The sequence below is a fragment of the Shimia sp. R9_1 genome (assembly GCF_017743775.1).
Lineage (GTDB): Bacteria > Pseudomonadota > Alphaproteobacteria > Rhodobacterales > Rhodobacteraceae > Shimia.
Genome location: NZ_JAGHRN010000004.1, coordinates 104001 through 129551, shown reverse-complemented (window position 1 = coordinate 129551; position 25551 = coordinate 104001). Strand labels below are relative to the sequence as shown.

23 protein-coding genes are annotated in these 25551 nt (G+C 60.7%); 7 read left to right on the top strand and 16 right to left on the bottom strand.

All coding sequences use genetic code 11. From position 1 onward, the window contains the following. Positions 1-212 precede the first annotated feature (212 nt). From J7399_RS13980 to J7399_RS13955, 6 genes are all read left to right on the top strand, one after another. The gene (locus J7399_RS13980) at positions 213-629 is read left to right on the top strand and encodes a hypothetical protein (RefSeq protein ID WP_209063661.1); all 417 of its coding nucleotides are present in this window, start codon (positions 213-215) and stop codon (positions 627-629) included. A 96-nt stretch (positions 630-725) separates the two neighbouring features. Beyond that, entirely contained in the window at positions 726-2600 is a 1875-nt protein-coding gene (gene cobT / locus J7399_RS13975) for a cobaltochelatase subunit CobT (protein ID WP_209086980.1), read from the top strand. A gap of 231 nt (positions 2601-2831) precedes the next feature. Further along, a complete protein-coding gene (locus tag J7399_RS13970; RefSeq protein ID WP_209086979.1) occupies positions 2832-4628 on the top strand; it encodes an aminopeptidase P family protein in 1797 nt (598 codons plus the stop codon). Between the two features lie 83 nt (positions 4629-4711). Further along, positions 4712-5056: a DUF427 domain-containing protein gene (locus J7399_RS13965; protein ID WP_209063667.1), complete on the top strand. Its 345-nt coding sequence runs from the start codon at positions 4712-4714 to the stop codon at positions 5054-5056. A 167-nt stretch (positions 5057-5223) separates the two neighbouring features. Further along, the gene (locus J7399_RS13960) at positions 5224-5391 is read left to right on the top strand and encodes a hypothetical protein (protein WP_209086978.1); all 168 of its coding nucleotides are present in this window, start codon (positions 5224-5226) and stop codon (positions 5389-5391) included. A gap of 11 nt (positions 5392-5402) precedes the next feature. Further along, positions 5403-6059: a DUF3299 domain-containing protein gene (locus J7399_RS13955; RefSeq protein WP_209086977.1), complete on the top strand. Its 657-nt coding sequence runs from the start codon at positions 5403-5405 to the stop codon at positions 6057-6059. 16 nt (positions 6060-6075) lie between these two features. Here the strand turns inward: J7399_RS13955 and J7399_RS13950 are convergent, their stop codons facing one another. From J7399_RS13950 to ftsW, 15 genes are all read right to left on the bottom strand, one after another. Next, positions 6076-7764 carry a chloride channel protein gene (locus J7399_RS13950; RefSeq protein WP_209063671.1) on the bottom strand — a complete coding sequence of 563 codons (1689 nt, stop codon included), beginning with the start codon at positions 7762-7764 and terminating at the stop codon, positions 6076-6078. 154 nt (positions 7765-7918) lie between these two features. After that, positions 7919-9565 (bottom strand): DNA repair protein RecN, encoded by a 1647-nt coding sequence (gene recN, locus J7399_RS13945; protein WP_209086976.1) that lies wholly within the window; start codon positions 9563-9565, stop codon positions 7919-7921. 34 nt (positions 9566-9599) lie between these two features. Next, the gene (locus J7399_RS13940; RefSeq protein ID WP_209063675.1) at positions 9600-10454 is read right to left on the bottom strand and encodes an outer membrane protein assembly factor BamD; all 855 of its coding nucleotides are present in this window, start codon (positions 10452-10454) and stop codon (positions 9600-9602) included. 108 nt (positions 10455-10562) lie between these two features. Continuing rightward, positions 10563-11486: a UDP-3-O-acyl-N-acetylglucosamine deacetylase gene (gene lpxC / locus J7399_RS13935; RefSeq protein WP_209063677.1), complete on the bottom strand. Its 924-nt coding sequence runs from the start codon at positions 11484-11486 to the stop codon at positions 10563-10565. 212 nt (positions 11487-11698) lie between these two features. Then, positions 11699-13384 (bottom strand): cell division protein FtsZ, encoded by a 1686-nt coding sequence (gene ftsZ, locus J7399_RS13930; RefSeq protein ID WP_209086975.1) that lies wholly within the window; start codon positions 13382-13384, stop codon positions 11699-11701. 370 nt (positions 13385-13754) lie between these two features. Continuing rightward, positions 13755-15089, bottom strand: a complete 1335-nt coding sequence (ftsA, locus tag J7399_RS13925; RefSeq protein WP_209086974.1) for a cell division protein FtsA — start codon at positions 15087-15089, stop codon at positions 13755-13757. Continuing rightward, positions 15086-15979: a cell division protein FtsQ/DivIB gene (locus tag J7399_RS13920; protein ID WP_209086972.1), complete on the bottom strand. Its 894-nt coding sequence runs from the start codon at positions 15977-15979 to the stop codon at positions 15086-15088. The genes ftsA and J7399_RS13920 overlap by 4 nt, the downstream gene beginning before the upstream one ends. Beyond that, positions 15967-16881 carry a D-alanine--D-alanine ligase gene (locus J7399_RS13915; RefSeq protein ID WP_209086970.1) on the bottom strand — a complete coding sequence of 305 codons (915 nt, stop codon included), beginning with the start codon at positions 16879-16881 and terminating at the stop codon, positions 15967-15969. Before J7399_RS13915 ends, J7399_RS13920 begins: the two co-directional genes overlap by 13 nt. A gap of 238 nt (positions 16882-17119) precedes the next feature. Then, on the bottom strand, positions 17120-18046 hold the full coding sequence (murB, locus tag J7399_RS13910; RefSeq protein ID WP_209086968.1) for a UDP-N-acetylmuramate dehydrogenase: 927 nt from the start codon (positions 18044-18046) through the stop codon (positions 17120-17122). Between the two features lie 96 nt (positions 18047-18142). Next, the gene (locus J7399_RS13905) at positions 18143-18469 is read right to left on the bottom strand and encodes a hypothetical protein (protein ID WP_209086967.1); all 327 of its coding nucleotides are present in this window, start codon (positions 18467-18469) and stop codon (positions 18143-18145) included. Then, on the bottom strand, positions 18466-18711 hold the full coding sequence (locus J7399_RS13900; RefSeq protein WP_209086965.1) for a DUF2484 family protein: 246 nt from the start codon (positions 18709-18711) through the stop codon (positions 18466-18468). Before J7399_RS13900 ends, J7399_RS13905 begins: the two co-directional genes overlap by 4 nt. Then, positions 18708-18977, bottom strand: a complete 270-nt coding sequence (locus tag J7399_RS13895; protein ID WP_209086963.1) for a DUF2484 family protein — start codon at positions 18975-18977, stop codon at positions 18708-18710. The genes J7399_RS13900 and J7399_RS13895 overlap by 4 nt, the downstream gene beginning before the upstream one ends. A gap of 68 nt (positions 18978-19045) precedes the next feature. Beyond that, entirely contained in the window at positions 19046-20455 is a 1410-nt protein-coding gene (murC, locus tag J7399_RS13890) for a UDP-N-acetylmuramate--L-alanine ligase (protein WP_209086962.1), read from the bottom strand. 1 nt (position 20456) lies between these two features. Continuing rightward, a complete protein-coding gene (locus tag J7399_RS13885; protein ID WP_209086961.1) occupies positions 20457-21554 on the bottom strand; it encodes a UDP-N-acetylglucosamine--N-acetylmuramyl-(pentapeptide) pyrophosphoryl-undecaprenol N-acetylglucosamine transferase in 1098 nt (365 codons plus the stop codon). Next, the gene (gene ftsW / locus J7399_RS13880; protein ID WP_209063699.1) at positions 21551-22717 is read right to left on the bottom strand and encodes a putative lipid II flippase FtsW; all 1167 of its coding nucleotides are present in this window, start codon (positions 22715-22717) and stop codon (positions 21551-21553) included. The genes J7399_RS13885 and ftsW overlap by 4 nt, the downstream gene beginning before the upstream one ends. Before the next feature lie 232 nt (positions 22718-22949). On the opposite strand from ftsW, the gene J7399_RS13875 reads away from it, so the two are divergent. Further along, positions 22950-24146: an NAD(P)/FAD-dependent oxidoreductase gene (locus tag J7399_RS13875; RefSeq protein ID WP_209086960.1), complete on the top strand. Its 1197-nt coding sequence runs from the start codon at positions 22950-22952 to the stop codon at positions 24144-24146. Here the strand turns inward: J7399_RS13875 and murD are convergent. Next, positions 24143-25549, bottom strand: a complete 1407-nt coding sequence (gene murD, locus J7399_RS13870; RefSeq protein ID WP_209086959.1) for a UDP-N-acetylmuramoyl-L-alanine--D-glutamate ligase — start codon at positions 25547-25549, stop codon at positions 24143-24145. The genes J7399_RS13875 and murD overlap by 4 nt on opposite strands. Positions 25550-25551 lie beyond the last annotated feature (2 nt).

Sequence of the window (25551 nt, the reverse complement as noted above, 5' to 3'; positions counted from 1 at the left end):
TCAGAGATTTTAGAAGCCGCCTCCTTGAGGCGGCTTTTTTGTTTGTGCGAAGCCCAGCCTGCGGCTGAAATGTTGCGCGTTCAGCAAAGCCTCCAAATCGGAGCCGCAGAACGCACATGCTTCAGGCACGCTCACTCACACGTGAGATATATTTGTAATATCATTTGTATATACAGTATTGACTGACCGCCGAAGCGTCATAAACTTGTTACATGACATATTCAGCACGCACGACCTTCCGCAGCCTTCTCTGTGGCGCCGCCCTGCTGACCATGGGCACCGCTGCTTCCTCTCTGCCAATTTGGCCGCACCAACAGGCGCAAGCCTTTGCCACCTGCTCCGGGCGCATCTCGGCGCTGACCACACATCAGCGTGCGGTTCAAAACCCCGAAGCGGATGGCAATGCCGCCTTGGTGGAAACCTTTGATCTGATGCTCGAAGCGGTTTTGCCCGATGCCTTGCCAGACGAGGATGGCACGCAGGTTTCCGTGCAGTGGCGCGCGCAAGGCTGGAGCGAAGTCGCCGGTCTGCTCGCGCATTCGTTCTACAGCTTTGATCGCGGTGTGGCTGAACGCGCCGAGGCGGCGCTTGTCCAACGTATTGCCGATTGCCGCAACATGGTGCTTTAACCTTGCCAGCACCGCCACATTGGCCGCGACGTTCAGACCATAGGAAATCGCATTCACGCCTTGCACATGCCGCCGCTCCCGTGATTAATCACTGGCATGATCAAGAAGTCCGACAACCCCGCTGATCCGTTCAAAAAGGCCTTGGCAGAGGCCACCAAAGTGATGGCCGACGATCCGGAATTGTCGGTGACCTACACGGTTGATCCTTCCGGCATTTCCGGCGACAGCTTGCGCCTGCCGCAAGTGAGCCGTCGCATGACCCGCGATGAGGTGCTTTTGGCGCGCGGCACAGCGGATGCGCTGGCGCTGCAGCACAAATATCACGATGACGCGACCCATCTGCGTTATGCGCCCGGTCAGGGCATGGCGCGTGACCTCTATGAGGCGATGGAAACCGCGCGCTGCGAGGCCATGGGCGCGCGCGAGATGCCGGGCACCGCGACCAATATTGACGTCAAGATCAGCCATGAGGCTGCAGGCCGCGGTTATGGTGAGATCACCGCCCGCGATCAGGCCCCTCTGGCCACCGCCGCAGGTTATCTGATCCGCCATCTGGCAACCGGCCGCGATCTGCCCCCGGCAGCGGCCAATGTGATGGAACTGTGGCGCGGCTATATCGAACAGAACGCCGGCGAACATCTGGACGATCTGCAGGATCTTCTGTCAGATCAGCAGGCCTTTGCGAAATTCGCCCGTCAGATCATCGACGACCTCGGCTACGGCGACCAGCTTGGCGACGACCCTGACGATTTTGAGGATGATCAGGACGAGGCAGAACCGGAATCCGAGGAAGAGGACAACCCGGACAGCACCGGCGAGGACGATCAGGACGAAGAAGACGCGGAAGCCAACCCTGAGCAGTCTCAGGAAGAGCAGCAGGACATGTCCGAAGCTCAGGTCACTATGGATGACATGGCCGAAGACGAAATGTCTGATGAGGCGGAGATGCCTGATGGCGAGGCCCCGCTGGATCCGCCACCGCCCCCTCCGGTGTCTGAGGCTGACCCCAACTATGTGGTTTTTGACACCACCAACGACGAAGAGATTGCCGCCGAAGATCTGGCCGAGCCTGTCGAGCTGGAGCGCCTGCGCGCCTATCTCGACCAGCAGCTTGAACCGCTCAAAGGCGCGGTGAGCCGCCTTGCGAACCGTCTGCAGCGCCGCCTGCAGGCCCAGCAGAACCGCAGCTGGGAGTTTGATCTGGAGGAAGGCACGCTGGATGCGGGCCGTCTGGCGCGGGTTGTGGCCAACCCTACCACGCCTCTGAGCTTCAAAATGGAGCATGACACCGAATTCCGCGACACCGTCGTGACGCTGCTTCTGGACAACTCGGGCTCCATGCGCGGCCGCCCGATCTCTATTGCCGCGATCTGCGCCGATGTGCTTGCGCGCACGCTTGAGCGCTGCAACGTGAAGGTCGAAATCCTCGGCTTCACGACGCGCGCCTGGAAAGGCGGTTTGGCCCGGGAGAAATGGCTCAATGAAGGCCGTCCGCAACAGCCCGGTCGTCTCAACGATCTGCGCCACATCATCTACAAACACGCCGACGCCCCATGGCGGCGCGTGCGCCCCAATCTGGGCCTGATGATGAAAGAAGGTCTGCTCAAGGAAAACATCGACGGGGAGGCGCTGGAATGGGCGCACCGCCGGATGATGATGCGGCCAGAGCAGCGTAAAATCCTGATGGTGATTTCTGATGGCGCGCCGGTGGATGACAGCACCCTGTCGGTCAACCCGGCCAACTATCTGGAAAAACACCTGCGCGACGTGATCGCCATGGTGGAAAAACGCAAGCTTGTTGAGCTGCTGGCCATCGGTATCGGCCATGATGTGACCCGCTACTACGACCGCGCGGTGACCATCACTGATGTGGAACAGCTGGCCGGTGCCATGACTGAACAGCTGGCCGCCTTGTTTGACAGCGACCCGCGTGCGCGTGCACGTGTGATGGGCATGCGCAAAGCAGGTTAAGGGATAGGGGCTCTGCCCCTGTCACATCTGCGATGTGCCCACCCCGGGATATTTGACGAATGAGAAGCCGGTTTTCTCATGCGCCAAATGTCCCACTCAATATCCTGGGGCTGAGAGGGGCTGTCCCCTCCCCGCTCCCCCAACACCAGTTCCCTCTCTTACTGACTTGCCATTGCAGAGCGATTGCGTATCACTGAACGCGCGTTCAACCTACAGCCACGGAGCCTCACCATGTTTCAGGATTTCAACGTCACCGCACGCCCGGAACAAGGCCCTGCCCGGCTTGAGAAACTGCGCGGGGGTCTGAAGGCGCAAGGGCTGGACGGGTTTCTGGTGCCGCGCGCGGATGCCCATCAAGGGGAATATGTCGCGCCACGTGACGATCGTCTGGCCTGGCTGACGGGCTTTACCGGCTCAGCCGGGTTCTGCGTGGTGCTGAGCGACATCGCCGGTGTGTTTGTCGACGGGCGCTACCGCACACAGGTCAAAGAACAGGTGGCCGACTGCTACACCCCAGTGGACTGGCCTGAGGTGCTGCCAGGGCCTTGGATTGTGGAGCATCTGGGCGCGGGGCGCGTTGGCTTTGACCCTTGGCTTTACACAATCGGTCAGCTTGAAGCGCTGCAAAAAGCCGTGGCTGGCACAGACATCACCTTTGCGCCCATGGCCAACCCGATTGACGCAATCTGGGAAGATCAGCCCGACGCGCCAATGGCCGCCGTAAAAGCCCATCCCACGGATATTGCCGGGGAAAGCCACGCCCAGAAACGCACCCGTTTGGCCGCCGAGCTATCTTCCGCAGGCCATGACGCCGCAGTGATCACGCTTCCGGACAGCATCGCCTGGCTCCTCAACATCCGCGGCGCCGACATTCCGCGCAACCCGCTGGCCCATGGGTTTGCCATACTCAACGCAGATGCCAGCGTGGATCTGTTCATGGCAGAGGCAAAGCTTGCAGCGGTTCAGGACCATCTGGGCGCAGAGGTGCGTGTCCATGATCCGGAAGGCTTTATTGCCCATCTGACCAAATCCAGCGGCACCGTGCGGCTGGACAAGGCAAGCGCACCAATCGCAGTGCAGGCCGCCGTGGCCCAGAGTGCGGCAGAGATTGCCTATGATCAGGATCCCTGCGTGATGCCAAAAGCGCGCAAAAACGCCGCAGAAATCGCGGGCATGGTGGAGGCGCACCTGCGGGACGGCGCGGCCGTCAGCACCTTCCTAAGCTGGTTTGACGCACAGGAGAAAACCGCCCTCACCGAGATCGATGTGGTGCGCAAACTGGAAGACAGCCGCCGCGCCACCAATGCGCTGCTGGACATCAGCTTTGACACCATTGCCGGCTCCGGCCCGCACGGCGCGATCATGCATTACCGCGTCACGGAAGACACCAACCGCCAGTTGCAAGAGGGCGACCTGATGGTGCTCGACAGCGGCGGACAATATGCCGATGGCACCACGGATATCACCCGCACCTTGCCGGTTGGCGAAGTCGACACTGAGGCCAAAGTGGCCTTCACCCGTGTGCTGCAGGGCATGATCGCCGTGTCACGCATGCGCTTCCCCAAAGGCGTCGCAGGCAGCCATATCGAGGCCATTGGCCGTTTGCCACTCTGGATGGCCGGACAGGATTTTGACCACGGGTTGGGCCATGGTGTTGGTGCGTATCTCTGTGTGCATGAAGGCCCCCAACGCCTCAGCCGGGTGAGCGACGTGCCGCTTGAGGCAGGTATGATCCTGTCCAATGAGCCGGGCTATTATCGCCCCGGTGCTTTTGGCATTCGCATTGAGAACCTGATTGTGGTTGAGGAAGCCCCTGCTCTGCCCGGTGGCGACGATCACCGCGAAATGCTGCAGTTCCGCACCCTGACCTATACACCCATTTCCCGCGAGCTGATTGTGCCCGACATGCTGAGCGCTGATGAGCGTGACTGGCTCAATGACTACCATGCGACGTGTCGTCAGCTTTTGTCACCACGTCTCGCACCAGAGGAGAATGTGTGGTTGGATGGCGCAACTGCGCCGCTTTGACTGTACGGCAGGTCGTTTGAGCTGACATAGCGCTGTCACAAAGCGGCGATAGTGGCAACAGGATGAGGAAAAGGGGAAATTTGATGAGCGGCAATATCACCATTCGCAAGGCAGACGGCAATTGGGTTGTGCGGGCTGGCGGCGCCATTTTGGGCGAAAGCAGCGCAGCACTGGAGCTGAGCGAAGAGGGCCATGCCCCTGTGATCTATTTCCCCCGCGCCGACATCGCGACAGCCTTTCTGGACGACAGTGAAAAGACCACGCATTGCCCGCATAAGGGCGACGCCTCCTATTATTCCATCGTGACCAAGAGCACGACCATCAAGGATGCCGCCTGGAGCTATGAGGCCCCGATTGAAGCAGTCGAGCGGATCAAGGCGCATATTGCCTTTCACGGCTCCGATTTGGTGACGGTCGAGCGCGTCTGACCCAATCTTCCCGCCGCTCGTCTTCTCGCCAAAGAGGCTGGGACGATGGCGGGCACGAAGACTGAGGCGCTCACCTAAGGGTGGCCGGACAAGAAGGCACCTGCGATCATGCAGGTGTCGCTTTGCATAGAGGCTGGCGAACGCATGCTCCTGCGCAGGCGCAGAACATGCCCCCTGCTGTCGGCTTCCGCATTGGTTTTTCCGCGATCTCGGCGCCGGATCTGCGCTTCCTGATCGCGATCTTTTGTTTTGGCCTCTTGGCCGGTTTTCTGCCAGCTTGGGGTATATATCGCATTGCGTTGGCAGATGGGCTGGCAACACGGCTTAGAGTGTGAGGACACCAACGATGAAACCGCTATTGACCGCAGCCGCAGCAGCGCTGATCTCTGCGGGCCTGAGCACCGCAAGCCTTGCCTCAGAGCCGCGTGAGCTGGGCTGGGATGATCTGGTGGGGCCAACCACGCCGATCAAAAACCCCTTTGAAACCCTCACCAACGAACAGATGGAAAACCTCGCCCGCGTGCTGCGCCTGGACACCATCGCCGAAGAAGACAACGACAAAGACGCCGCCGCAGATGCCAAGGCTCTGCGTGGCGTGCTCTATGATCAGGGTGTGAAGGTGGATTTCCTGCTGTCTGAGCGCCTGCGCATCATGGCGCAGCTGGAGGCTGAGGCCAGCGCACCCAATGACGCTGTGGTGGGCCAATCCATCCGCCTGCCCGGCTACCTGCTGCCGCTTGAGATGAACGGCGACAAGGCCACCGAATTCCTGTTGGTGCCAACAGTCGGCGCCTGTATCCATGTGCCCCCGCCCCCTGCCAATCAGATTGTGCATGTGAGCTATCCCGAGGGCTTTGAGCCGGAGGGGCTTTACACCCCGGTCTGGATCACCGGCGAGCTGCGCAACGATCCGACGATAAGCTCTTTGTTTCTGGTCGATGGGGACTCTGATGTCAGCGCGACCTATAAACTGCGGGCAACCTCTGTGGAATTTTACGAGTAAGCGAGCGCGCCTGCGCTCAGGAATGCTCTTCGGCTGCGGTCTCCGCCAGCGCCTTGTTGTAGGCCCGCAGCGCATCCACGTGAAAGACCGCTCCCAACAGCTCTGGTGAGGCATCTTCACCCACCACCGTAACCACAGGGATAAAGGCCTCCCCTGTGGCTTCAAACATCGGCATCAGGCTTTCCAGCGTGGCATTGCCGCTCACATAACAACCCTCAGCCACCATCTCCCAGCACCGCTCCTCTGGGGCGGCTTTGGGATCATCGTTGCTACGCATGACCTTGGCCACGCCACAAAGCGCCAGCAGATAGGCCTGCGGGCCCGCCGCGATATGCACGTTGCGCCGCTCCAGCTGGGTGAGGAAGAACGACCCATCCACAAGACGGGAGCTGAGCGCGGTGGAGATCGAAACCGCCACCATCACCGCCAGCCCTGTCTGCCAGTCGCCGGTCATTTCAAACACGATCAGCGTTGTAGAAATCGGCGCGCCCAACACGGCGGCGGCCACGGCTCCCATCCCGGCCAGCGCATAAAGCGTGGTGGTGCCGGACACATCGGGGAAAATCGCCGTGGCAATCATGCCAAAGGCCAAACCGGTCAGCGCGCCCAGCATCAAGGCAGGCGAGAACACGCCCCCGCCCATACGGCCCGCCATGGTGATGGAGACCGCAATCACCTTCAACACCGCAAAGACCACCGCCTCATGCAACAGCAACTGCCCCGTCAGGGCCGCAGAGGTGGTCTCATAACCGACGCCAATAATATGCGGAAACCAGATCGCCAGAATGCCCAGCAAAATGCCCGAAATCGCCGGACGCAGCCACCGTGGGATGCGCAGCTCTTCCTGCACGTGGTTGGCCATATCTTCGGCCCAGAAGATCGTCCACATCAGCGCCACAGCCGCCAGCCCGCAAATCCCGCCGAGGATCAGAAAGGCGGGCAGCTCTTGGTAGAATTGCAGCTCGGTGCCGGTGTTGAGCATGAACTCCGTGACATCGCCAAACTCCAGCCGGTTGATCACCGTGCCAGCGACGGCGGCAATCACGATGGGCGCAAAGGCGTGCACAGCAAAGTGGCGCAGCACCACCTCCAGCGCAAAAAGCGCCCCGGCAATCGGCGCATTAAAGGAGGCAGAAACGGCCGCCGCAACCGCACAGCCCAACAGATCGCGCCCGGTGATGCCATTGGCATTGATGCGGTCGCTGACCCAGCTGGAAATCACGCCTGCCACATGCACAACAGGCCCCTCTCGCCCGGTGGAGCCGCCAGAGGACAGGGTGATCAGCGAGGCAAAAGCAGAGGCAATCCCGGCCCGTTTCTCCACACGCCCTTCATGCAGTGCGGCGCCTTCGATCGCATCCGCCACAGAGCGCACCCGCCCATCCGGCGTGAAGTGGTGCAGGATCAATCCAACCACCAAGCCGCCGACAGTCGGGATCACCAGCAGCCAGTACCATGGCAGCGTATAGGCAAAGCTGTGCAGCTTGGTCAGATCCTCAGCGCCATAAAGCGTGGACTGCAGCCAATGGATGCCCTTGCGAAAGAACAAAGCCGCAAAACCGGCGGCAATCCCGATGCAAAGCGCGATGATCCAGAACTGAAACTGACTTGGCCCCTTGGTGACCAGCACGCGCCATCCGCCACGACAAGTGTTTGCCGCGTCTTGAGCGCTTTCCGCCAGAAAGGAGCCAACCGATTTCGCCATTGGGCCGCAAAATCTCCGGGAGTCAGACCCATAGGGGGTCTTCTCTGCTCTACGCGGGTTTTGCTGTCATAGCAAAGGGGTAAGCGCCGCATTTCACGTGAATGTGGACAATTGTGCGACAGCTGCCACGCCTGAGGCAGCGCAGACGGTTGTGTCAGCCCAGAAGCGCTCTGGCGGCGGCGCGGGCTTCGCTGGTGATCGTGTCACCAGAGATCATGCGGGCCACTTCGTCAATCTGCTCATCCGCGCTCAAAGGCACCACACGGCTGAGGGTCTGATTGTTTTTCACGCTCTTTTCCACGCGCCAGTGATGCGCGCCAAGCGCGGCCACCTGCGGAGAGTGGGTCACAACCAGCACCTGCCCGCCATCGGCCAACGCCTTCAGGCGTCGGCCCACCGCATCCGCAGTCGCGCCGCCCACACCGCGGTCGATTTCATCAAAGATCAGGGTCATGCCACTGATGTCGCTGGTCAGGCACACCTTAAGCGCCAGAAGGAACCGGCTCAATTCACCGCCTGAGGCGATCTTGGCAAGCGGGCCTGCCGGAGCACCGGGGTTGGTGGCCACCACAAACTCCACCGCGTCGCGGCCTTCCGGACCGGCGTCGCCTTCGCTGATACGGGTCTCAAACACCGCGCGTTCCATCTTGAGCGGCGCAAGCTCAGCCATGACGGCCTTATCAAGCCCTTTCGCCGCGGTCTGGCGCGCCTTGGTCAGGGCGTTTGCAGCGGCGTCATAAGCGCTCTCTGCCGCATTGAGATCTGCGGTCAGCGCCGCAATATTGCCCTCGCCCGCATCCAGAGCGGCCAGACGCGTGCGCAGGTTTTGCGCAAATGTGCCAAGCTCGTCCGGCACTTCGCCATGCTTGCGTGCCAAAGCCCGGATCGCAAACAAGCGCTCTTCGATCTCTTCCAGCTCATGCGGGTTGAAATCCAACGCCTCCAAACAGCGCTCGATGCCATCGACCGCATCGCTCACCTCATTGAGCGCGCGCTCCAATGCCGCGACCGGCGCGTCAAGCGCCCCGCTGGTTTCCGCCAAAGCACCATCCAGCCAGCGCAGCGCGTCGCCCATGGCGCTCTCCGCACCGCCATTGCCAAGCGCCGCATGGGCGCGGCTGACGTCCTCACGCACCTTTTCCGCACCCTGCATCATACGACGGCGGGTATCGAGCTCGGCTTCTTCCCCCGGTTGCGGGTCAAGCTTATCAAGCTCAGCCACCGCATGGCGCAGGAAATCCTCTTCGGCTTTCGCTTCGGCCAGCGCCGCCTCGGCTGCGGTCAACGCCTTGCGCGCCTTGGTCACCGCGCTCCATGTGCTACGGGTCTTACCGCGCAGCTTTTCGGTCTCCGCAAAGATATCGAGCAGGTCGCGGTGGCCTTTGGGGTTCAACAGCCCGCGATCATCATGCTGACCGTGCAGTTCCACCAAAGTCTCAGACAAGCGCCGCAGCACTTCCCCCGACACACGGCGGTCGTTCACCCAGGCTGTCTTGCGGCCATCGGTGCGGTTCACCCGCCGCAGGATCAGTTCTTCGCCTCCGGGCAGCCCAGCCTCTTCGAGAATAGCATGGGCCGGATGGCCTTCGTGCAGATCAAACTCTGCGACAACCTCACCCTGCTCCGCCCCCGCGCGCACCAGCTCGGCACGCCCGCGCCAGCCAAGCACAAAGCCCAGACTGTCGAGCAAAATGGATTTGCCTGCCCCGGTCTCACCCGTCAGCACATTGAGGCCCGGCTGAAACGCCAGCTCGAGCCGATCAATGATCAGCATATCGCGGATATCAAGAGAGCGCAGCATGTGGGTCAGTTGGCAGGGCGCAACCTGCGCGCCGTTACAGCCATTGCCCCTTCAAGGTCTGACGGTAAACTTGGTTGAGCCAGCCGTCGCCTGCGGCCTCAAGCTCAAGCCCGCGTCCGGTCAACAGTTTGTAGCTGTCTTCATACCACTCGGTGGACTGGAAGTTGTAACCGAGAATGGCCCCAGCAGTCTGTGCCTGCTGCACAAGACCCAGCGATAGATACGCCTCAACCAAACGGTGCAGCGCTTCTGCCGTGTGGGTCGTGGTGGAGAAATCCTCTACCACCACACGGAAACGCTTGATCGCCGCCGCATAGTGATCCCGGCGCAGGTAATAGCGGCCGATTTCCATCTCTTTGGAGGCGAGGTGGTCAAAGGCCAGATCAAATTTCAGCGCCGCCGAACGGGCATATTCGCTGTCCGGATAAATCTCGATGACCTTGCGCAGCTCCTGCAGCGCCTGAAATGTCAGGCCTTGGTCACGGCCCACTTCGTCGATTTGGTCATAATAGCTCAGCGCCAGAAGGTACTGCGCATAGGCTGCATCCTCATCCGCCGGATAAAAGTCGATATACCGCTGTGCCGCAGCCCGGCTCTCGGGATAGCTCTTATCGGCATGATAAGAGAACGCCTGCATGATCAAGGCGCGTTGGGACAGCTCTGAATAAGGGTACAGCCGCTCAATCTCGGAAAAGAAGAACGCCGCATCCGTGCCGCGATTCCGTGCCAGCTCGAATTCGCCACGCTCGTAAATCTGTTCCGGTGTGAATTGTTCCAGATCGATCAAACCACGGCGTGCGTCGCTTGCGTCATTGTCGCCACAGGCCACCACAACGGCCAGTGCCAGAACCGATCCCAGAAGACGTGCCCGCGACCCGATGCCTGACATAGTGCTCAACCTTCTCTTCATCGCGGGATTTACCCACCCTTCCAGAATGCTGTTAGCACAGAATTTTCCGGGGCAAAACGTCTTTGGCTTCAAATCTTGCAATCACATTTAGGCGACCGCAGGAACCTCGCCCATATGCACGCCCGCACCAGGCAAACGTGCGGCCTGTGCGGCCGTGCATTCCACCAGACGCCATGCTGATGGATCCGCAAAAAGTTCACGCAGAAGCGCATTGGTCAGGGCGTGACCGGCACGGTGGCCGCGATACTGCGCCAGCAGAGGCGCACCGGCGAGATAGAGATCACCCATCGCGTCCAGCATCTTGTGGCGCACAGGCTCATCGGAGTGGCGCAGACCACCCTGCGCACTGACTTTGGCGCCGTCAAACACCACAGCGTTCTCGGTTGGGTCGCCCCCCAGCGCCAGACCATTGGCCTGCATCGCTTCGACATCCGCCTGACGACAGAAAGTGCGGCTGTCACACAGCTCACGAACAAAGCTACCGTTGGCAAGGCTCAGGGTCTTGGTCTGTTGACCAATGGCTTCATCAACAAAGTCGATGTGGAAATCGATGCGCATTTCATCTGCTGGCAGCAGTTCGGCCACCGCGTCGCCGCGAGTGACCGACACGGGCTTCAGCACTTCAATAGCCCAGACAGATGCATGCTGACTCACGATGCCCGCTTTCAGGAAGCCGCGCACAAACTCCGCAGAGCTGCCATCAAGGATCGGCACTTCAGGCGCGTCGATCTCGATCAACGCGTTGTGGATGCCGCAGCCCGCCAGAGCTGCCATCAGGTGCTCAATGGTGGACACAGCCACGCCTGCGGTGTTGAGAATGCGGGTGCAGAGTGCGGTTTGCTCAACCACATCCCAGCGTGCCGGGATCATCGCATCGCCCACCAGAATGTCCGTCCGCTTGAACCAGATGCCGTAATCTGCCGATGCCGGGCGCACGGTCAGGTGCACTTCAGCGCCGGAGTGTAGGCCGGTTCCAACGAAATGAACTGGTGTTTTCAAAGTGGCTTGCACGGTGATCCTCAAAGGTTACGCGGCGCACCCCATTTGGCCGCAATAGTGAGGTAGTTGGTTCCGCCCGTCACCTCAAATAAAGCTTTGCAACGGACTGAAACATGTTTGTAACAGTTCGGCAAAACCCCGCCACGAACCACACAAACCATTGCAAATAAAAAGAAAAAGGCCGCCTGCGAAAGGCGACCTCTTCACGTGTTAAGCTGAATAAATCAGTTCGCTTGACGGCGCAGGAAGGCCGGAATTTCGATACGTTCCTGATCTTCGTCCATTTGCGTGGCCGGTGCCTGCGACTGAACCGCAGGTTGCTGGCGTGCCACTGGTGCGGCAGGTGCCGGACGTGCGGCTGGTTGCTGCTCAGCAGCGTGGCCGGTCATCTTGTTGATCAGCGAATTGATACCAAAGCGCGGACGCTCTTCGGCACGTGGCTCCTGCACAGGCGCTGCTGCGGCCGGACGGGCCGGTGCGGCAGGCGCTTTTTCAACGGCGGCCTGCAGGCGCTGCATCAGCTGTGGCGTTGGTGTGCCCGGTGCCGGACGCTGTGGCGCGACGAAATCCTGAGGCTCTTCTTCCTCAAACATCTGCGGCTGCACCTGCTGTGCTGCGGTCGGCTGATAAGCCGGTGGAGGCACATCGGCACCTGCGGAGGCGGCATCAAAGGTCGGCGCGGCCGGTGCTGCGGCCTGTGCGGCTGGCGCTTCAAAGATGTCTTCCATCTGCTCTTCCGCTGCGGCGCGCTGCGCGTCCATCTGCGGGAACAGGGATGGCTCTGCCGGGGCTGCTGCGGCAGGTTGCGCAGCCGCTGGCGCGGCCTGTGCGGCAACCGGTGCCTGCTCAACAGGGGCTGCGGCAACGGGTGCTGCTTCAACTTCGGCCTGTGGCAGCGGCGCTTTCATGGAGCGGCGCGGCAGTGGCATGGCTGCGTTGGCTTCTGCGGCATCGATGCCAGTGGCAACGACGGATACGCGCATGCCACCTTCCAGCGTGTCGTCCATGGTGGAGCCCACGATGATATTGGCGTCGGCGTCCACTTCCTCGCGGATGCGGTTGGCCGCTTCGTCCAGTTCGAACAGGGTCAGGTCGTGACCGCCGGTGATGTTGATCAGAACGCCTTTGGCACCGCGCAGGGAGATCTCGTCCAGCAGCGGGTTGGCAATCGCCTTCTCTGCCGCTTGGATCGCACGATCTTCGCCGGTTGCTTCGCCCGTGCCCATCATCGCTTTGCCCATCTCGTCCATCACGGCGCGTACGTCCGCGAAGTCGAGGTTGATCAGGCCCGGACGCACCATCAGATCCGTCACACCTTTCACGCCCTGATACAGCACATCGTCCGCCATGGAGAAGGCTTCAGTGAAGGTGGTCTTTTCATTGGCGAGGCGGAACAGGTTCTGGTTCGGGATGATGATCAGCGTGTCGACCATCTTTTGCAGCTGCTCCACGCCCTCTTCGGCCTGACGCATCCGCTTGGCGCCTTCAAACTGGAACGGCTTGGTGACAACACCCACCGTCAGAACACCCAGTTCACGCGCTGCTTGTGCGATGATCGGTGCTGCACCGGTGCCGGTGCCACCGCCCATGCCTGCGGTGATGAAGCACATGTGTGCGCCTGCGAGGTGATCCACGATCTCCTCAATGCTTTCTTCAGCGGCCGCGGCGCCAACGGTTGCGCGCGCCCCAGCGCCCAAACCTTCGGTGACCTTTACGCCCAGCTGCACACGGCTGTCAGATTTGCTCTGCTGCAACGCCTGCGCGTCGGTGTTCGCCACAACGAACTCCACGCCTTCCAGCGCTTTATCGATCATGTTGTTGACCGCGTTGCCGCCTGCGCCGCCTACACCAAATACGGTGATACGGGGTTTCAGATCACCCTCATCGGGCATCGTCAGATTCAAAGCCATAGAACTGTCCGCCTGTTGTTTACCCGCCACAGCGGGCCATTTTCTGCCTACTCCAACACATTATTAAACACGCTTTCCGGAATCGTCATCCCAAAAAGCGCATTTCGCCACAAAATGTGGAGGAAAAATTATAAAACTAGCGGCATCTTGCCGAAACCGCGATATTTTGCGGGGCAATCCATGCGCAGCACAACACTACGGAACCATCCGAGACACCTCTGGCGTCACGAGACTGGCTACTATGATATCGGAGACCACTGCTCGGCCTGCTTGATCCGCGTTCTCTGGCGGTTACGAAAACCTTAACGGCGCAGTCCGAAGAGGTCACCCCCAAAAAGTCACTTTCGTCACTTTATCCCCAACTAAAGCCTCACCAATTTTCCCGGAACCACCGCACCGCGCGCCCGATGGTGCGCGAGTGATAGCGATCCACCGGCAGGTCGAAGTCCCACCATTCGTCCTGCGGATGGGTTGCAAAAAGGCACATGCCCACCGTGGCGGCAAAGCCCGGTCCGGTCGCTGCCTGAGGCAGCCCATGCACGCGCATCGGGCGGCCAAGGCGGACCTGCTGCCCCAGGATTTTGGAGGCGAGGCCGTCCAATCCCGGGATCTGGCTGCCGCCGCCGGTCAGCACAATTTGTTGGCTCGGAAGGTGCTCAAACCCGGCCACATCCAGCCGCGCGCGCACTTCTTCCAGGATTTCTTCGACACGTGGGCGCATGATTCCAATCAATTCTGCGCGACTCACCGTGCGCCGATCATGCTCCCAATCGCCGGTGTCCCCGGACAGCTCGATCATGTCGCGATCATCCATCCCGGTGGCCACAACGCCGCCATAGAAAGTCTTGATCCGCTCCGCCGTGGCCATGGGCACCTGAAGCCCCATGGAGATGTCGCCGGTGACGTGATCACCCCCCATGCGCACCGTGTCGGCAAAGATCATGTGCTTCTTCATGAAGATCGACAGGCTGGTCGCCCCGCCGCCCATGTCGATGCACGCCGCGCCAAGCTCCTGCTCATCTTCCACGAGCGCAGAAAGACCGGAGACATAGGCCGAGGAGGCAATCCCCGCCAATTCCAGATCACAGCGCTTGATGCAATGCACAAGGTTCTGCACCGCCGCTTTGTCGACGGTCAGCATATGCATGTCGGTGGTCAGCACCTGCCCCACCTGCCCGCGCGGGTCATTGAGACCGGAGCGGTGATCCAGCGCAAAATTCACCGGCTGTGCGTGCAGCACTTCGCGGTCTGCGCCGTAGTCGGGCACATCGCAGGCGGCAAGCACGCGCGCCACATCCTGCTCGCCAACCACTTGGCCATGCACATCAATCTGCCCGTCCAGACCGTAAGAGCGCGGCTCCGCGCCGGAAAAACAGGCGATCACGTGATCCACGCGGATCTTGGCCATCTTCTGCGCAGCCTGCACCACCGTGCGAATGGCGCGCTCGGTTTCCTGCATGGTGTCGATTTCGCCAAATTTCACACCACGGGACATGATGGTATTGGCGCCGATCACCCGAAAACCGCTTTGCCCCGCCATGGAGCCGATGCCCTCAACACTGGCGAGCCGATCCGTGCCGTCAAAGCGCAGAACCAGACAGGCGATCTTGGACGTTCCCACATCCAGAACCGCAATCACACCGCGTTGCATGGCCGCTTTGCGCATCGCACGCATGGCGCGCTGGCTTTGATACAGCTCTGTCATTGTCCTGTTGTCCCCAAGGTTATCTGACTGGTGCGCCACCAGTCCTCGACGGCATTTTCTGTAAGTTGGATGGTCGGACGACGGGTCAGCCGCATGTCCACCACCGAAATATCGCGCTCCAGAAGCTCCTGCGCGCTGTTAAGCGCGACCACTCGGTCAAGCGCCTGCACAGCCCCCTGCTCCGGCAGCAAAATCCGTTGCTCACGGGTCAGCGCCACATCCCAGCGCCGCTCTCCGACACGCACAAGGCCGATCACACGATCCGCGATCGGATCGGCCGCAGCAAAAAGCTCCAACGCTTCGCGCACATGGCCCTCAGCGCCCTCGCCCGCAATCAGCGGCATCTGCGCATGGGCGCTGCGCGACACGGCCGGGCCGGTCACATGACCATCCGGATCCACAAGAGTCAGACCTTCATGGGTTCGCCAAACAACAACTGGCGTGCGCTCGGCAATATCAAGCTGCAGCACCCCGCCGGTGCGCACCCGCACCGAGGCGCTGGCAATAGACGGCAGCTCACTGACCCGCGCCTGAATGGCGGGCAGATCAAGATCAAAGGAACTCACCGGAAAGCTCAGCGACAGAATATCGCGGACGTCCTCGGAGGTGCCATCTGAGGCACCATCAATCGCCATGGCGCTGACCATGAACTCAGGGCGTGTCGCAATCTCGCGGCGCAGATCATTGATCGCAAGGCTCAACGCCTCCCGGCGATCCTCATCAGAGAAATAAATCAGCGTCCCGCCGGCCACGACTGCAAAAGGCACAACCGTACGCAGGCAAAAACGAAAGAGCGGCGTCAGCATCAGCCGCTCAAAGCGATAGGCCCACCGGCTCGGCGCCGGATCGTGGCGCGGCTTTTTGCGCTTTGGCGCGCTCAGCGATCGCATGAGGCGTCCTCCACCATCCAGCTGCAGAACTCTGCAAAAGACATGCCGCAATGTGCCGCCTGCTCCGGCGACAGGGATGTGAGGGTCATGCCCGGCTGGGTGTTGACCTCCAGCAGGATCAGCCCATCCAAACCACGCGCCTCATCCCAGCGGAAATCGGTGCGCGACACACCCCGACAGCCAAGCGCGTTGTGTGCGCGCACGGCATAGTCCATGCAAGCGTCGTAAATCTCTTGCGGCACCTGCGCGGGGATCTCATGGCGCGATCCGCCCTCGGCGTATTTCGCCTCATAGTCATACCAGCCGTCGGTGATGATATCGGTCACGCCCAGAGCGCGGTCACCCATCACGGTGGTCGTCAATTCGCGGCCAGGTGCATAGGTTTCCACCATCACCTCATCCGGCATGGTCTCCGCCAGCTTGGGCGGCGTGTTGGCACCGGCGTTGACGATATAGATGCCAACCGAGGAACCCTCATTGTTGGGCTTCACCACATAGGGCGGTTCCATCACATGACGCGCGCCCACATCGGCTTTGTCCGCAATCACGCTTTCCACCACCGGCAGACCGGCGGCTTTGAAAGCTTCTTTGGCGCGCTGCTTGTCCATGGCGAGCGCCGAGGCCAGCACACCTGAATGGGTGTAGGGGATGCGCATCCACTCAAAAATGCCCTGCACACAGCCGTCTTCGCCCCAGCGGCCATGCAGCGCATTGAAAATCACATCCGGAGAAATCTCTTTAAGGCGCGCAACAAGATCCGACCCGGCATCAAGCTCGACGGTCTCATATCCTGCTTCCCGCAGCGCAGCGGCGCATTCACGCCCTGTGGAAAGCGAAACCTCGCGTTCTGCAGAGGGTCCGCCCATCACAACTGCAACTTTGGGGTTTGTCTGCTCTGACATACCCAACGTGCCTCAATGTCCCGAGCCGTTTTCGGCCCTGTTTTGGTTTGAGCCCTTCGGACTCGTTATCGCGGCCTTGTTCAGCTGCATTTTTATTCAGGCAAGGGATGCCTGCTCGGATTGGGCTTTGTGCCCTGCTCTCAGTTCGGGCTTTGCCCTGTTTTATCGGGCTTTGCGCCCTTGTTGTGATATCTTCAAACCGCTTTTTTGTGCCTGTTATTAAGCATTTGGTAAGAAGTTAATCAGCGGACGGTTCCCCGACCCGCATGATTTCCCACTGTAGCTCTATTCCGCTGTTTTGGAAAACCCTTTTTCGCACTTCCTCGCCCAGATTTTCCAAATCTGCCGCTGTGGCGTCGCCGGTATTGATCATGAAATTGGAATGCATCTCGCTCATCTGCGCGCCACCTATGCGTGCGCCGCGCATCCCTGCATCATCAATCACCTTCCAGGCTTTGAGGTCATGCACATCATCCGCCTTCCCGGTAGAGGAGAAGCCAGCCGGATTGCGGAAGGTGCTGCCAGCGGAGCGGTCTTTGGTGGGTTGCGTCGCATCGCGCTTGGCCAATTGTGTCTCCATGCGCGCAGCCAGCTCTTCCGGATCACCGGATGGGCCTTCCAAAACCGCCTCCACAATCACCCAGCCCTCTGGCAGATCCGTCTGACGGTACTGAAAGTTCAGATCCTCCGCTGTAAGCGTCACGATCTCGCCCGCGCGCGTGACAGCCGTCGCCTGCACAAACACATCCGCGGTATAGCAGCCGTAGCATCCTGCATTCATACGCACCGCCCCACCAATCGCGCCGGGAATGGTGCGCAGAAACGTCAGATCAACGCCTTCGGCAGCAGCCTTGCGCGCCACATGCGCATCCAGCGCAGCCACACCGGCGCGCACGCGATTGCCCTCAATCTCAATGGCATTAAAGCCCCGCCCCATGCGGATCACCACGGCGCGTAAACCGCCATCGCGCACGATCAGATTGGAGCCAACCCCCATCGGGAAAACCGCCACATCTTTGGGCAGCGCTTTGAGGAAATCCGCCAGATCCTGCACATCCGCGGGCTGAAACAGATAATCCGCCGGGCCACCCACACGCAGCCACGTCAGCCCCGACAGCTCCTTGCTAGGCGTTAGCTTGCCGCGCGGTGTGGGCAGATCAGTCATGTCAGGGGTCCTTCGGGGTCTTATGGTTCCTGCACCGATACCGAAGCGACCCTATCCCGGCAAGCCCCTGACCTCCGCCACGGTGCCAATTCCCGCCTAAGCGCGATTGCGCAGCCGGGAGAATGCAAAATGCAGCCCCCAGCCCATCGCCAGCACGCCGGGCAAAGCCAACACCAGCCGGCCGCTATAGGCATAAAGCGCCGCCAATGACTCCGGATCAGAAACGGTGTCAAAGGTGCTGAGCGTCACCAGCAACGAGGCCAACAGAACCGCCAGACAGATCAGGATCAGACTTGCGCGTTTCAGCAAAGGTCGGGTGCGGCGAAACCCTGTTACCGCGCCATAAAGCGGCATCAACATCACCGCAAACCAGACCAGCGCGTTCAGCCCAAGGGTCACATCAAGGATCAGATCGGCGATCATCCGATCTTCCCTTTCACCCAGCGCCACAGATAAATCACCGGCCACCGCATGATCCAAGCGCCCATACCCACCAGCACCAGCGCCAGCCAGATGTTATGCTGAATGGCCACACCGATCACAATCGGCACGCCAAGCGCAATCATCACATAAGCAAAGGACCAGAGATTGTCCTTGGACGGAAACATCGCGCGCAGATTGGCCGCAATCAGCCAGACAAAGGCACAGGTCAGCGACAGGCTCATTCCTCAGCCTCGGCAATGTCGCTCTCGACGGGCAGCCCCATCCACTTGCGCAGATAGTAATTCAACGGACGGCGGAACATGGAGACAAAACCAAAAAGCGCCAGCCCGCCAAACAGCCAACCGTGCTCATAAAAGATCACCGCAATCAGGATTATCGCGGCCACAAACAAGGCCCAGCCGACAGCGAATTGTTTCTGCAAAGGCAGCATGGCCACCACGGCGGCGGCCAGCACCCAAACGCAGGCAAGAGTCAAAGATAGGCTCACGTCATGTCCCTCATATCTCTTTCAGAGGCACTCTAATGCGCTGTGAGGCGCACGCAAGCCACCACAGCTTATGCGCCCAGATGCCCTGGCAACCCATTGGCCCAGGCGCTGATCGACCCTGCCCCAAGGCAGACAACGATGTCACCGGGTTTTGCCGTGTCTTTGACCAAGGCGACCAGATCGTTTTCCTCAGAGATAGCCACCGCATGACGATGCCCATGCGCCACCAGCCCATTGATCAGATCATCGCGACTTGCCCCTTCGATCGGAGCCTCACCGGCGGCAAAGACATCGGCAATGCCAACTACATCGGCTTCATTGAAGCAGGTGCAGAAATCCTCAAACAGCGAATGAAGGCGTGTGAAACGGTGCGGCTGATGCACCGCAATCACCCGTCCGCCGCTGTCGCCAATCGCCTGCCGCGCGGCTTTCAGCACCGCGGCGATCTCCACCGGATGGTGGCCATAGTCATCAATCACCGGCACGCCACCCAGCACTTCGCCCACTTTGGTGAAACGGCGGTTCACCCCGCCAAAGGCGGCGAGTGCTGCACGGATTTCCTCAAGCTTCATGCCCAAATGGCGCGCGATGGCCACAGCCGACAGCGCATTGGACACGTTGTGGTCCCCCGGCATCGGCAAAGTGCAGCCTTCGATCACCTTGCCCTCAGCCTGCAGCGCGATGTCAAAATGCGCCACGCCCGCTTTATAAGTCAGGTTCACCGCGCGCACATCCGCTTGGGCGTTGAAGCCAAAGGTCACCACGCGCCGGTCGGTGATCTTGCCCACCAGCGTCTGCACATCCGGATCATCGGTGCAGCAGACCGCCAGCCCGTAAAACGGGATGTTGGAAACAAAGTCATAGAAGCCTTTATGAAGCGCCTCCTCGGTGCCCCAGTGCTCCATATGCTCCGGGTCGATATTGGTCACAATCGCAATGGTGGCCGGAAGACGGTTGAACGTGCCGTCGCTCTCGTCGGCCTCCACAACCATCCATTCGCCCTCGCCCACACGCGCGTTTGAGCCATAGGCGTGAATGATCCCGCCGTTCACCACTGTCGGGTCAAAATGGCCATGATCCAGCAGGGCTGCGACCATGGTAGTGGTGGTGGTCTTGCCATGAGTGCCTGCCACAGCAATGTTGGATTTCAAACGCATCAGCTCCGCCAGCATTTCCGCGCGGCGCACCACCGGCAGACCTTTGCGGCGGGCCTCATCCAGCTCCGGATTGCCCGGTTTGATGGCAGAGGAAATCACCACCACTTCGGCGTTTTCCAGATTTTCCGCGCGCTGTCCTTCAAACACCGTCGCCCCCATGCCTACCAGACGCTGGGTGATCTTGGTGGTTTTCAGGTCCGATCCCTGCACCGTATAGCCGTGGTTCACCAGCACCTCGGCAATGCCGGACATGCCAATGCCGCCGATCCCCACAAAGTGGATGGCGCCCACGTCGCCGGGAAGTTTGGTTGCTGCGTTCATCTTATTGGTCCTTGTTCGCCAGATGCTCGACCAGCGCCACCAGCGCCTCGGTCGCGTCCGGCTTGCCCGCCGACAGCGCGGCCTGCGCCATCTGGCTCGCGCCCTGCGGGTTGCTCAAAATGGTTGTGATTTGTTCGGTCAGTGCCTCCGGCGTCAGAAGGCTCTCGGGCACAACAATCGCCCCGCCCACCTCTGCCAGCCCCCGCGCATTGGCCGTCTGGTGATCGCCTGCCGCTGCCGCAAAGGGCACAAGGATCGACGGGCGTCCAATGATGGAGATATCCGCCACCGAGCTCGCGCCAGAACGTGAAATCACCAGCTGCGCTTCGCTCATCCGTGCCGGAACGTCGGTGAAGAACGGCTGCACATCCGCCGAAATGCCCGCCTCTGCATAAAAGGCCGACACCCGATCAAAATCCTCATCGCGCGCCTGATGCGCCACGCGCAGGTTTCCCAGAATGTCAGAGGGCAAAGCGGCAATCGCCGCAGGCACCACATCACTCAAGATCCGCGCGCCTTGGCTGCCTCCAATCACCAGCACCGACATTGGGTAGTCTCCCGGCGCGATATAACCTGCGCCCGCGCGGTCCATCACGGCCTTGCGCACAGGGTTGCCCACCGGCGTGCCTTCGACACCGTCCGGCAAAGCCGTTGGCCAAGTCCCACAGGCCACCACATCAACGCGGTTGGCAAACACCTGATTGACCCGGCCCAGCACACCGTTCTGCTCATGGATCATCCGCGGCAGCTTCAACAGCCAGGCCGCCCCCATGGCCGGAATGGTCGGATATCCGCCAAAGCCGACCACCACATCGGGCCGATCTTTGCGCATCTTCAGCGCAGCGCCAAACACGCCGCCAAGGATGCGAAACGGCACCGCCAGCTTGGCCAACGCTCCGCCACGCGCGAAGGTGGCCGAGCTGACCTCCTCAATCTCAACCGTATGGGGAAAGCCACCGGTGTAGCGGGCGCCACGCGCATCCGTGGAAAGCTTGACCCGCCAACCTTTGCGCAGCATCACCTCCGCCAGCGCCTGCGCCGGAAACATATGGCCGCCCGTGCCACCTGCTGCAATCACCAAAAGTGGCTGTCTACTCATCTACCATGCCCCCGCAGAATGTCCCCGATCTCACCTTGAGGACGGCTGCGGGTAAACGCCAAAATCATGCCAACTGCAATCCCCCCGGCGATGAGGGAAGAGCCGCCATAGCTCACAAACGGCAAAGTCATGCCTTTGGAGGGCAATAGCCGCACTGCAACGCCCATGTTGATGAGCGCTTGTACGCCGAAAATCGCCACAAGGCCGGTGCCCGCCAGCCGAATGAACGGATCACGCTCCCGCATCAGGCGGAAAAACGAGCGCAGCACAATGGTCGCGTAGAGTGCAAGAATCGCAAAGACAAGGATCAGCCCGTATTCCTCAGCCGCCACCGCAATGATGAAATCGGTATGCGCATCCGGCAGGGACCATTTCACCTGCCCCTCGCCCACACCGACGCCAAACAGACCGCCTTCGCGGATCGCCTCTGTGGCATAGCCAATCTGTGTGGTCGGATCGACCGAGCGATCCAGAAACCCGTCAATCCGGCGGGCAAAGTGCTCTGAGTTGTTATAGGCAAAATTCGCCACCGGGATCAGCGACAGGATGATCCCGCCAATCAGCATCATCGGCGCACCGGAGACAAAATACATCACGCTCCAGCCAAACAGGATCAGACAGGCCTGGCCAAAGTCAGGCTGCATGGCGAGCATCAGCACGATGGTCATCATCAACAGGAAGGACCAGCGCCGCCCCGGAGGGCCATTGATCTCCTCATTGGCCGCCATCAACCAGGCCGCGACCACCACAAATCCCGGCTTGAGGAATTCAGACGGCTGCAAGGAGGCAAACCCCAACGAATACCAGCGTGTCGCGCCTTTGCCAAAATCCGTGCCAAACACCGGCAACAGCGCCAGCGCAACCATGGACACGCCAAAGCCAACCACCGCAAGGCGGCGCACCAATGTGGGGGACATCATCGAGGTGACAACCATCGTCACCATCGCCAACCCGCCAAAGAAAGCTTGTTTCTTGACGTAGTGAAACGGCTCAAACCCGTTCTTTGCCGCCAAAGGGGGGCTTGCTGCCATGCCCAGCATCAAGCCAATCACAAACAGCAACACAATGGATGTCATCGTCCATTTGTCCAGTGTTTGCCACCATTTCGGAAGCACGGGTTCACGCGCCCGAACGGGCAACGCGCCATAAACCATCTCTGTCATCGAAATACGCCGATCTCTGCCTCAAAACGCCCGTTTTCCGGGTCTGGGTGAAAGTCTAACACCCAACAGGCTTTATGAAAAGTATAGAGATGGCCGATTTGCCTGCCCTCTGAGCTCCAGAGAGCCGTCAGGGATTTCTCATTCCCAAAACATCCCGGGGTAGCCACATCGCAGATGTGGCAGGGGCAGCGCCCCTCTTGACCAAGGCCGCATCATCAGGCACCCCGCCAGCATGAGCAGACAGACACATTGGGACAGTATCATCCTCGGCGCCGGTGCGGCGGGCATGATGTGCGCCACGCAGAGCGGCGGGCAAACGCTGGTGCTTGATCACGCCAAAGCGCCGGGCGAGAAAATCCGCATCTCCGGCGGCGGGCGCTGCAACTTCACCAATATGTATGCAGGCCCTGAAAACTTCCTGTCCGCCAACCCGCATTTCTGCAAATCCGCGCTCAGCCGCTATACGCAGTGGGATTTCATCGACATGGTGGCGCGCCATAACATCGCCTATCACGAGAAAACCCTCGGGCAGCTATTCTGTGACAACAGCGCCAAAGACATCATCGCGATGCTGCAGACAGAGATGGCGCAGGCGGGTGCCGCGCTCTGGCTTGAAACCCAGATCGTCAGCCTATCCCATGACGGCACGACCTTCAGTGTGGAAGTCGAAAAGAGCGGCAAACGCGAGAGCCTCACCTGCACCAACATCGTGCTGGCCACCGGTGGCAAGAGCATTCCCAAGATGGGTGCAACCGGGCTGGCTTATGACCTCGCGCGCCAGTTTGGCCTCACCGTCACAGACACCCGCGCGGGGCTTGTGCCTTTCACCTTCTCTGATGGCCGCTTCAAAGCCATTTCCGGCGTGGCGCATCCGGTGCGCGCGGCGGCAAACGGCACCAGCTTTGAGGAGGCCATGTTGTTCACCCATCGCGGCCTCTCTGGCCCCGCCATGCTGCAAATCAGCTCCTATTGGCGGGAAAGTCAGCCAATCTCCGTAAACCTCTTTCCGGACAGCAGCCCGTTTGACACCCTGCGCAACCGCCGTCAGGAACAGGGCCGCCGCAATCTCACCACGGAGCTGGCCACGCTGCTGCCCTCCCGTCTGGTGGACCACCTCAGCGAGACCATGGATCTATCCGGCAATCTCGCCGATCAGTCCGACGCTGCCCTGCAAGCGCTCTGTGATCGGCTGCAAAACTGGGAGTTGCTGCCTTCCGGCACCGAAGGCTACCGCACTGCCGAAGTGACCCTTGGCGGCATCGACACAGACGGCCTCTCCTCCAAAACCATGGAAGCCAAAGCCGTGCCCGGCCTCTATGTGATTGGCGAAGCCATGGATGTCACCGGCTGGCTCGGCGGCTTCAATTTCCAATGGGCCTGGAGTTCGGGCTGGGCCGCAGGTCAGGCGATTGCGGCCAAGCGGGGTTAAGCTGCGCCTGTCGCCGCCTGTACCTGCGCCACAAAATCCTCGCCGCGTTTTTCAAAGCTGTCGTACTGATCAAAACTCGCCGCCGCCGGGGCCAGCAGAACGGTGTCGCCGTCCTGCGCCTCTGCGGCGGCGCGCGCCACCGCCTGTTCCATCGTGGTGCAGACCTCGGTCTCAACCCCTTTAAGCTGCATGGCAAAATTTGCGGCCTCGCGCCCGATGACATAGGCCTTCACCACCTCGTCCGCGCTTTCAGCGAGATCGCCCAGACCGCCTTCTTTCTCCAACCCGCCACAAATCCAGCGGATCTTTTTGAACGCCGCCAGCGCCTTTTGCGCCGCATCCACATTGGTGGCCTTGCTGTCGTTTACATAGGTCACGCCACCCGCCTCCGAGATGATCTGGCTGCGATGCGGCAGGCCGCCAAAGCTGGCAAAACCCGCCTCAATCACACGCGGCGCAAGCCCCAACGCGCGACAGACCGCATAGGCAGCACAGGCGTTCTGATGGTTGTGCGCGCCGGGCAGCCCTTTGATGGCGCGCAGGTCAATCGAACCGGCCTGCCGGCCTTTTCGGTACTCGCTCAGAAATCCTTTGCGGGCAAAAACGTTCCACCCCGGCCAGGTCAGTTTGCGCTCAGTCGAAATGCGCATCACCCGGTCATCAGAGGGGCCTTCAGACAGCTGCCCCGCCATATAGCGCCCTTCGATCTCATCAACGCCAACAATAGCGCGATCCGGCCCACCTTCGGCAAAGAGGCGGCGCTTGGCGGCGAAATAGCCCCCCATGCCCGCATGGCGATCCAGATGATCGGGGCTGAGGTTGGTGAAGACGGCAATATCCGGCGTGAGGCTGCGCGCGAGATCGGTCTGATAGCTCGACAGCTCCAGCACGATCACATCGCCATCTTCCGCCGGGTCCAGATCCAGCACCCCACGGCCAATGTTCCCTGCGAGCTGCGTGCGCCGCCCGGCCTCGCTCAGCACATGATGGATCAGCTCAGAAGTGGTGGATTTGCCGTTGGAGCCTGTGACCGCAACCACTTTGGGCATGGTCTCAAACATCTCCCAGCCGCCATTGGCGAAGGAGCGGAAAAACAGCCCAATGTCATTGTCCACCGCAACACCGGCCTCCAAAGCAGCCGCCACCACGGGATTTGGCGTTGGGTAAAGATGCGGAATGCCGGGGCTGACGATCAGGCTGGCGATGCCGTCAAAGGCGTTTTGTTTGAGCAGATCGGCGCAGAGAAACCCTTCGCCCTCTGCGGTTTCGCGCGCCTTGGGGTTGTCGTCCCAACAGATCGCCTCCGCCCCGCCCGCACGCAGCGCCCGCGCTGTGGCAAGACCTGAGCGCCCCAAGCCCAAAACGGCGACCTTTGCGCCCTCAAAGCCCTGTACTGGAATCATCT

What these genes read in the sequence shown, in the direction of transcription:
- J7399_RS13900 (WP_209086965.1), bottom strand. Translation starts at nt 18,711, where the DNA reads ATGAGCCTGTCGCTGACCTGTGCCTTTGTCTGGCTGATTGCGGCCAAT.
- J7399_RS13965 (WP_209063667.1), top strand. Translation starts at nt 4,712, where the DNA reads ATGAGCGGCAATATCACCATTCGCAAGGCAGACGGCAATTGGGTTGTG.
- murD (WP_209086959.1), bottom strand. Translation starts at nt 25,549, where the DNA reads ATGATTCCAGTACAGGGCTTTGAGGGCGCAAAGGTCGCCGTTTTGGGC.
- murC (WP_209086962.1), bottom strand. Translation starts at nt 20,455, where the DNA reads ATGAACGCAGCAACCAAACTTCCCGGCGACGTGGGCGCCATCCACTTT.
- J7399_RS13915 (WP_209086970.1), bottom strand. Translation starts at nt 16,881, where the DNA reads ATGTCAGAGCAGACAAACCCCAAAGTTGCAGTTGTGATGGGCGGACCC.
- J7399_RS13980 (WP_209063661.1), top strand. Translation starts at nt 213, where the DNA reads ATGACATATTCAGCACGCACGACCTTCCGCAGCCTTCTCTGTGGCGCC.
- ftsA (WP_209086974.1), bottom strand. Translation starts at nt 15,089, where the DNA reads ATGACAGAGCTGTATCAAAGCCAGCGCGCCATGCGTGCGATGCGCAAA.
- J7399_RS13885 (WP_209086961.1), bottom strand. Translation starts at nt 21,554, where the DNA reads ATGAGTAGACAGCCACTTTTGGTGATTGCAGCAGGTGGCACGGGCGGC.
- J7399_RS13970 (WP_209086979.1), top strand. Translation starts at nt 2,832, where the DNA reads ATGTTTCAGGATTTCAACGTCACCGCACGCCCGGAACAAGGCCCTGCC.
- J7399_RS13955 (WP_209086977.1), top strand. Translation starts at nt 5,403, where the DNA reads ATGAAACCGCTATTGACCGCAGCCGCAGCAGCGCTGATCTCTGCGGGC.
- murB (WP_209086968.1), bottom strand. Translation starts at nt 18,046, where the DNA reads ATGACTGATCTGCCCACACCGCGCGGCAAGCTAACGCCTAGCAAGGAG.
- cobT (WP_209086980.1), top strand. Translation starts at nt 726, where the DNA reads ATGATCAAGAAGTCCGACAACCCCGCTGATCCGTTCAAAAAGGCCTTG.
- J7399_RS13920 (WP_209086972.1), bottom strand. Translation starts at nt 15,979, where the DNA reads ATGCGATCGCTGAGCGCGCCAAAGCGCAAAAAGCCGCGCCACGATCCG.
- ftsZ (WP_209086975.1), bottom strand. Translation starts at nt 13,384, where the DNA reads ATGGCTTTGAATCTGACGATGCCCGATGAGGGTGATCTGAAACCCCGT.
- J7399_RS13940 (WP_209063675.1), bottom strand. Translation starts at nt 10,454, where the DNA reads ATGTCAGGCATCGGGTCGCGGGCACGTCTTCTGGGATCGGTTCTGGCA.
- ftsW (WP_209063699.1), bottom strand. Translation starts at nt 22,717, where the DNA reads ATGACAGAGATGGTTTATGGCGCGTTGCCCGTTCGGGCGCGTGAACCC.
- J7399_RS13905 (WP_209086967.1), bottom strand. Translation starts at nt 18,469, where the DNA reads ATGATCGCCGATCTGATCCTTGATGTGACCCTTGGGCTGAACGCGCTG.
- recN (WP_209086976.1), bottom strand. Translation starts at nt 9,565, where the DNA reads ATGCTGCGCTCTCTTGATATCCGCGATATGCTGATCATTGATCGGCTC.
- J7399_RS13950 (WP_209063671.1), bottom strand. Translation starts at nt 7,764, where the DNA reads ATGGCGAAATCGGTTGGCTCCTTTCTGGCGGAAAGCGCTCAAGACGCG.
- J7399_RS13960 (WP_209086978.1), top strand. Translation starts at nt 5,224, where the DNA reads ATGCCCCCTGCTGTCGGCTTCCGCATTGGTTTTTCCGCGATCTCGGCG.
- J7399_RS13875 (WP_209086960.1), top strand. Translation starts at nt 22,950, where the DNA reads ATGAGCAGACAGACACATTGGGACAGTATCATCCTCGGCGCCGGTGCG.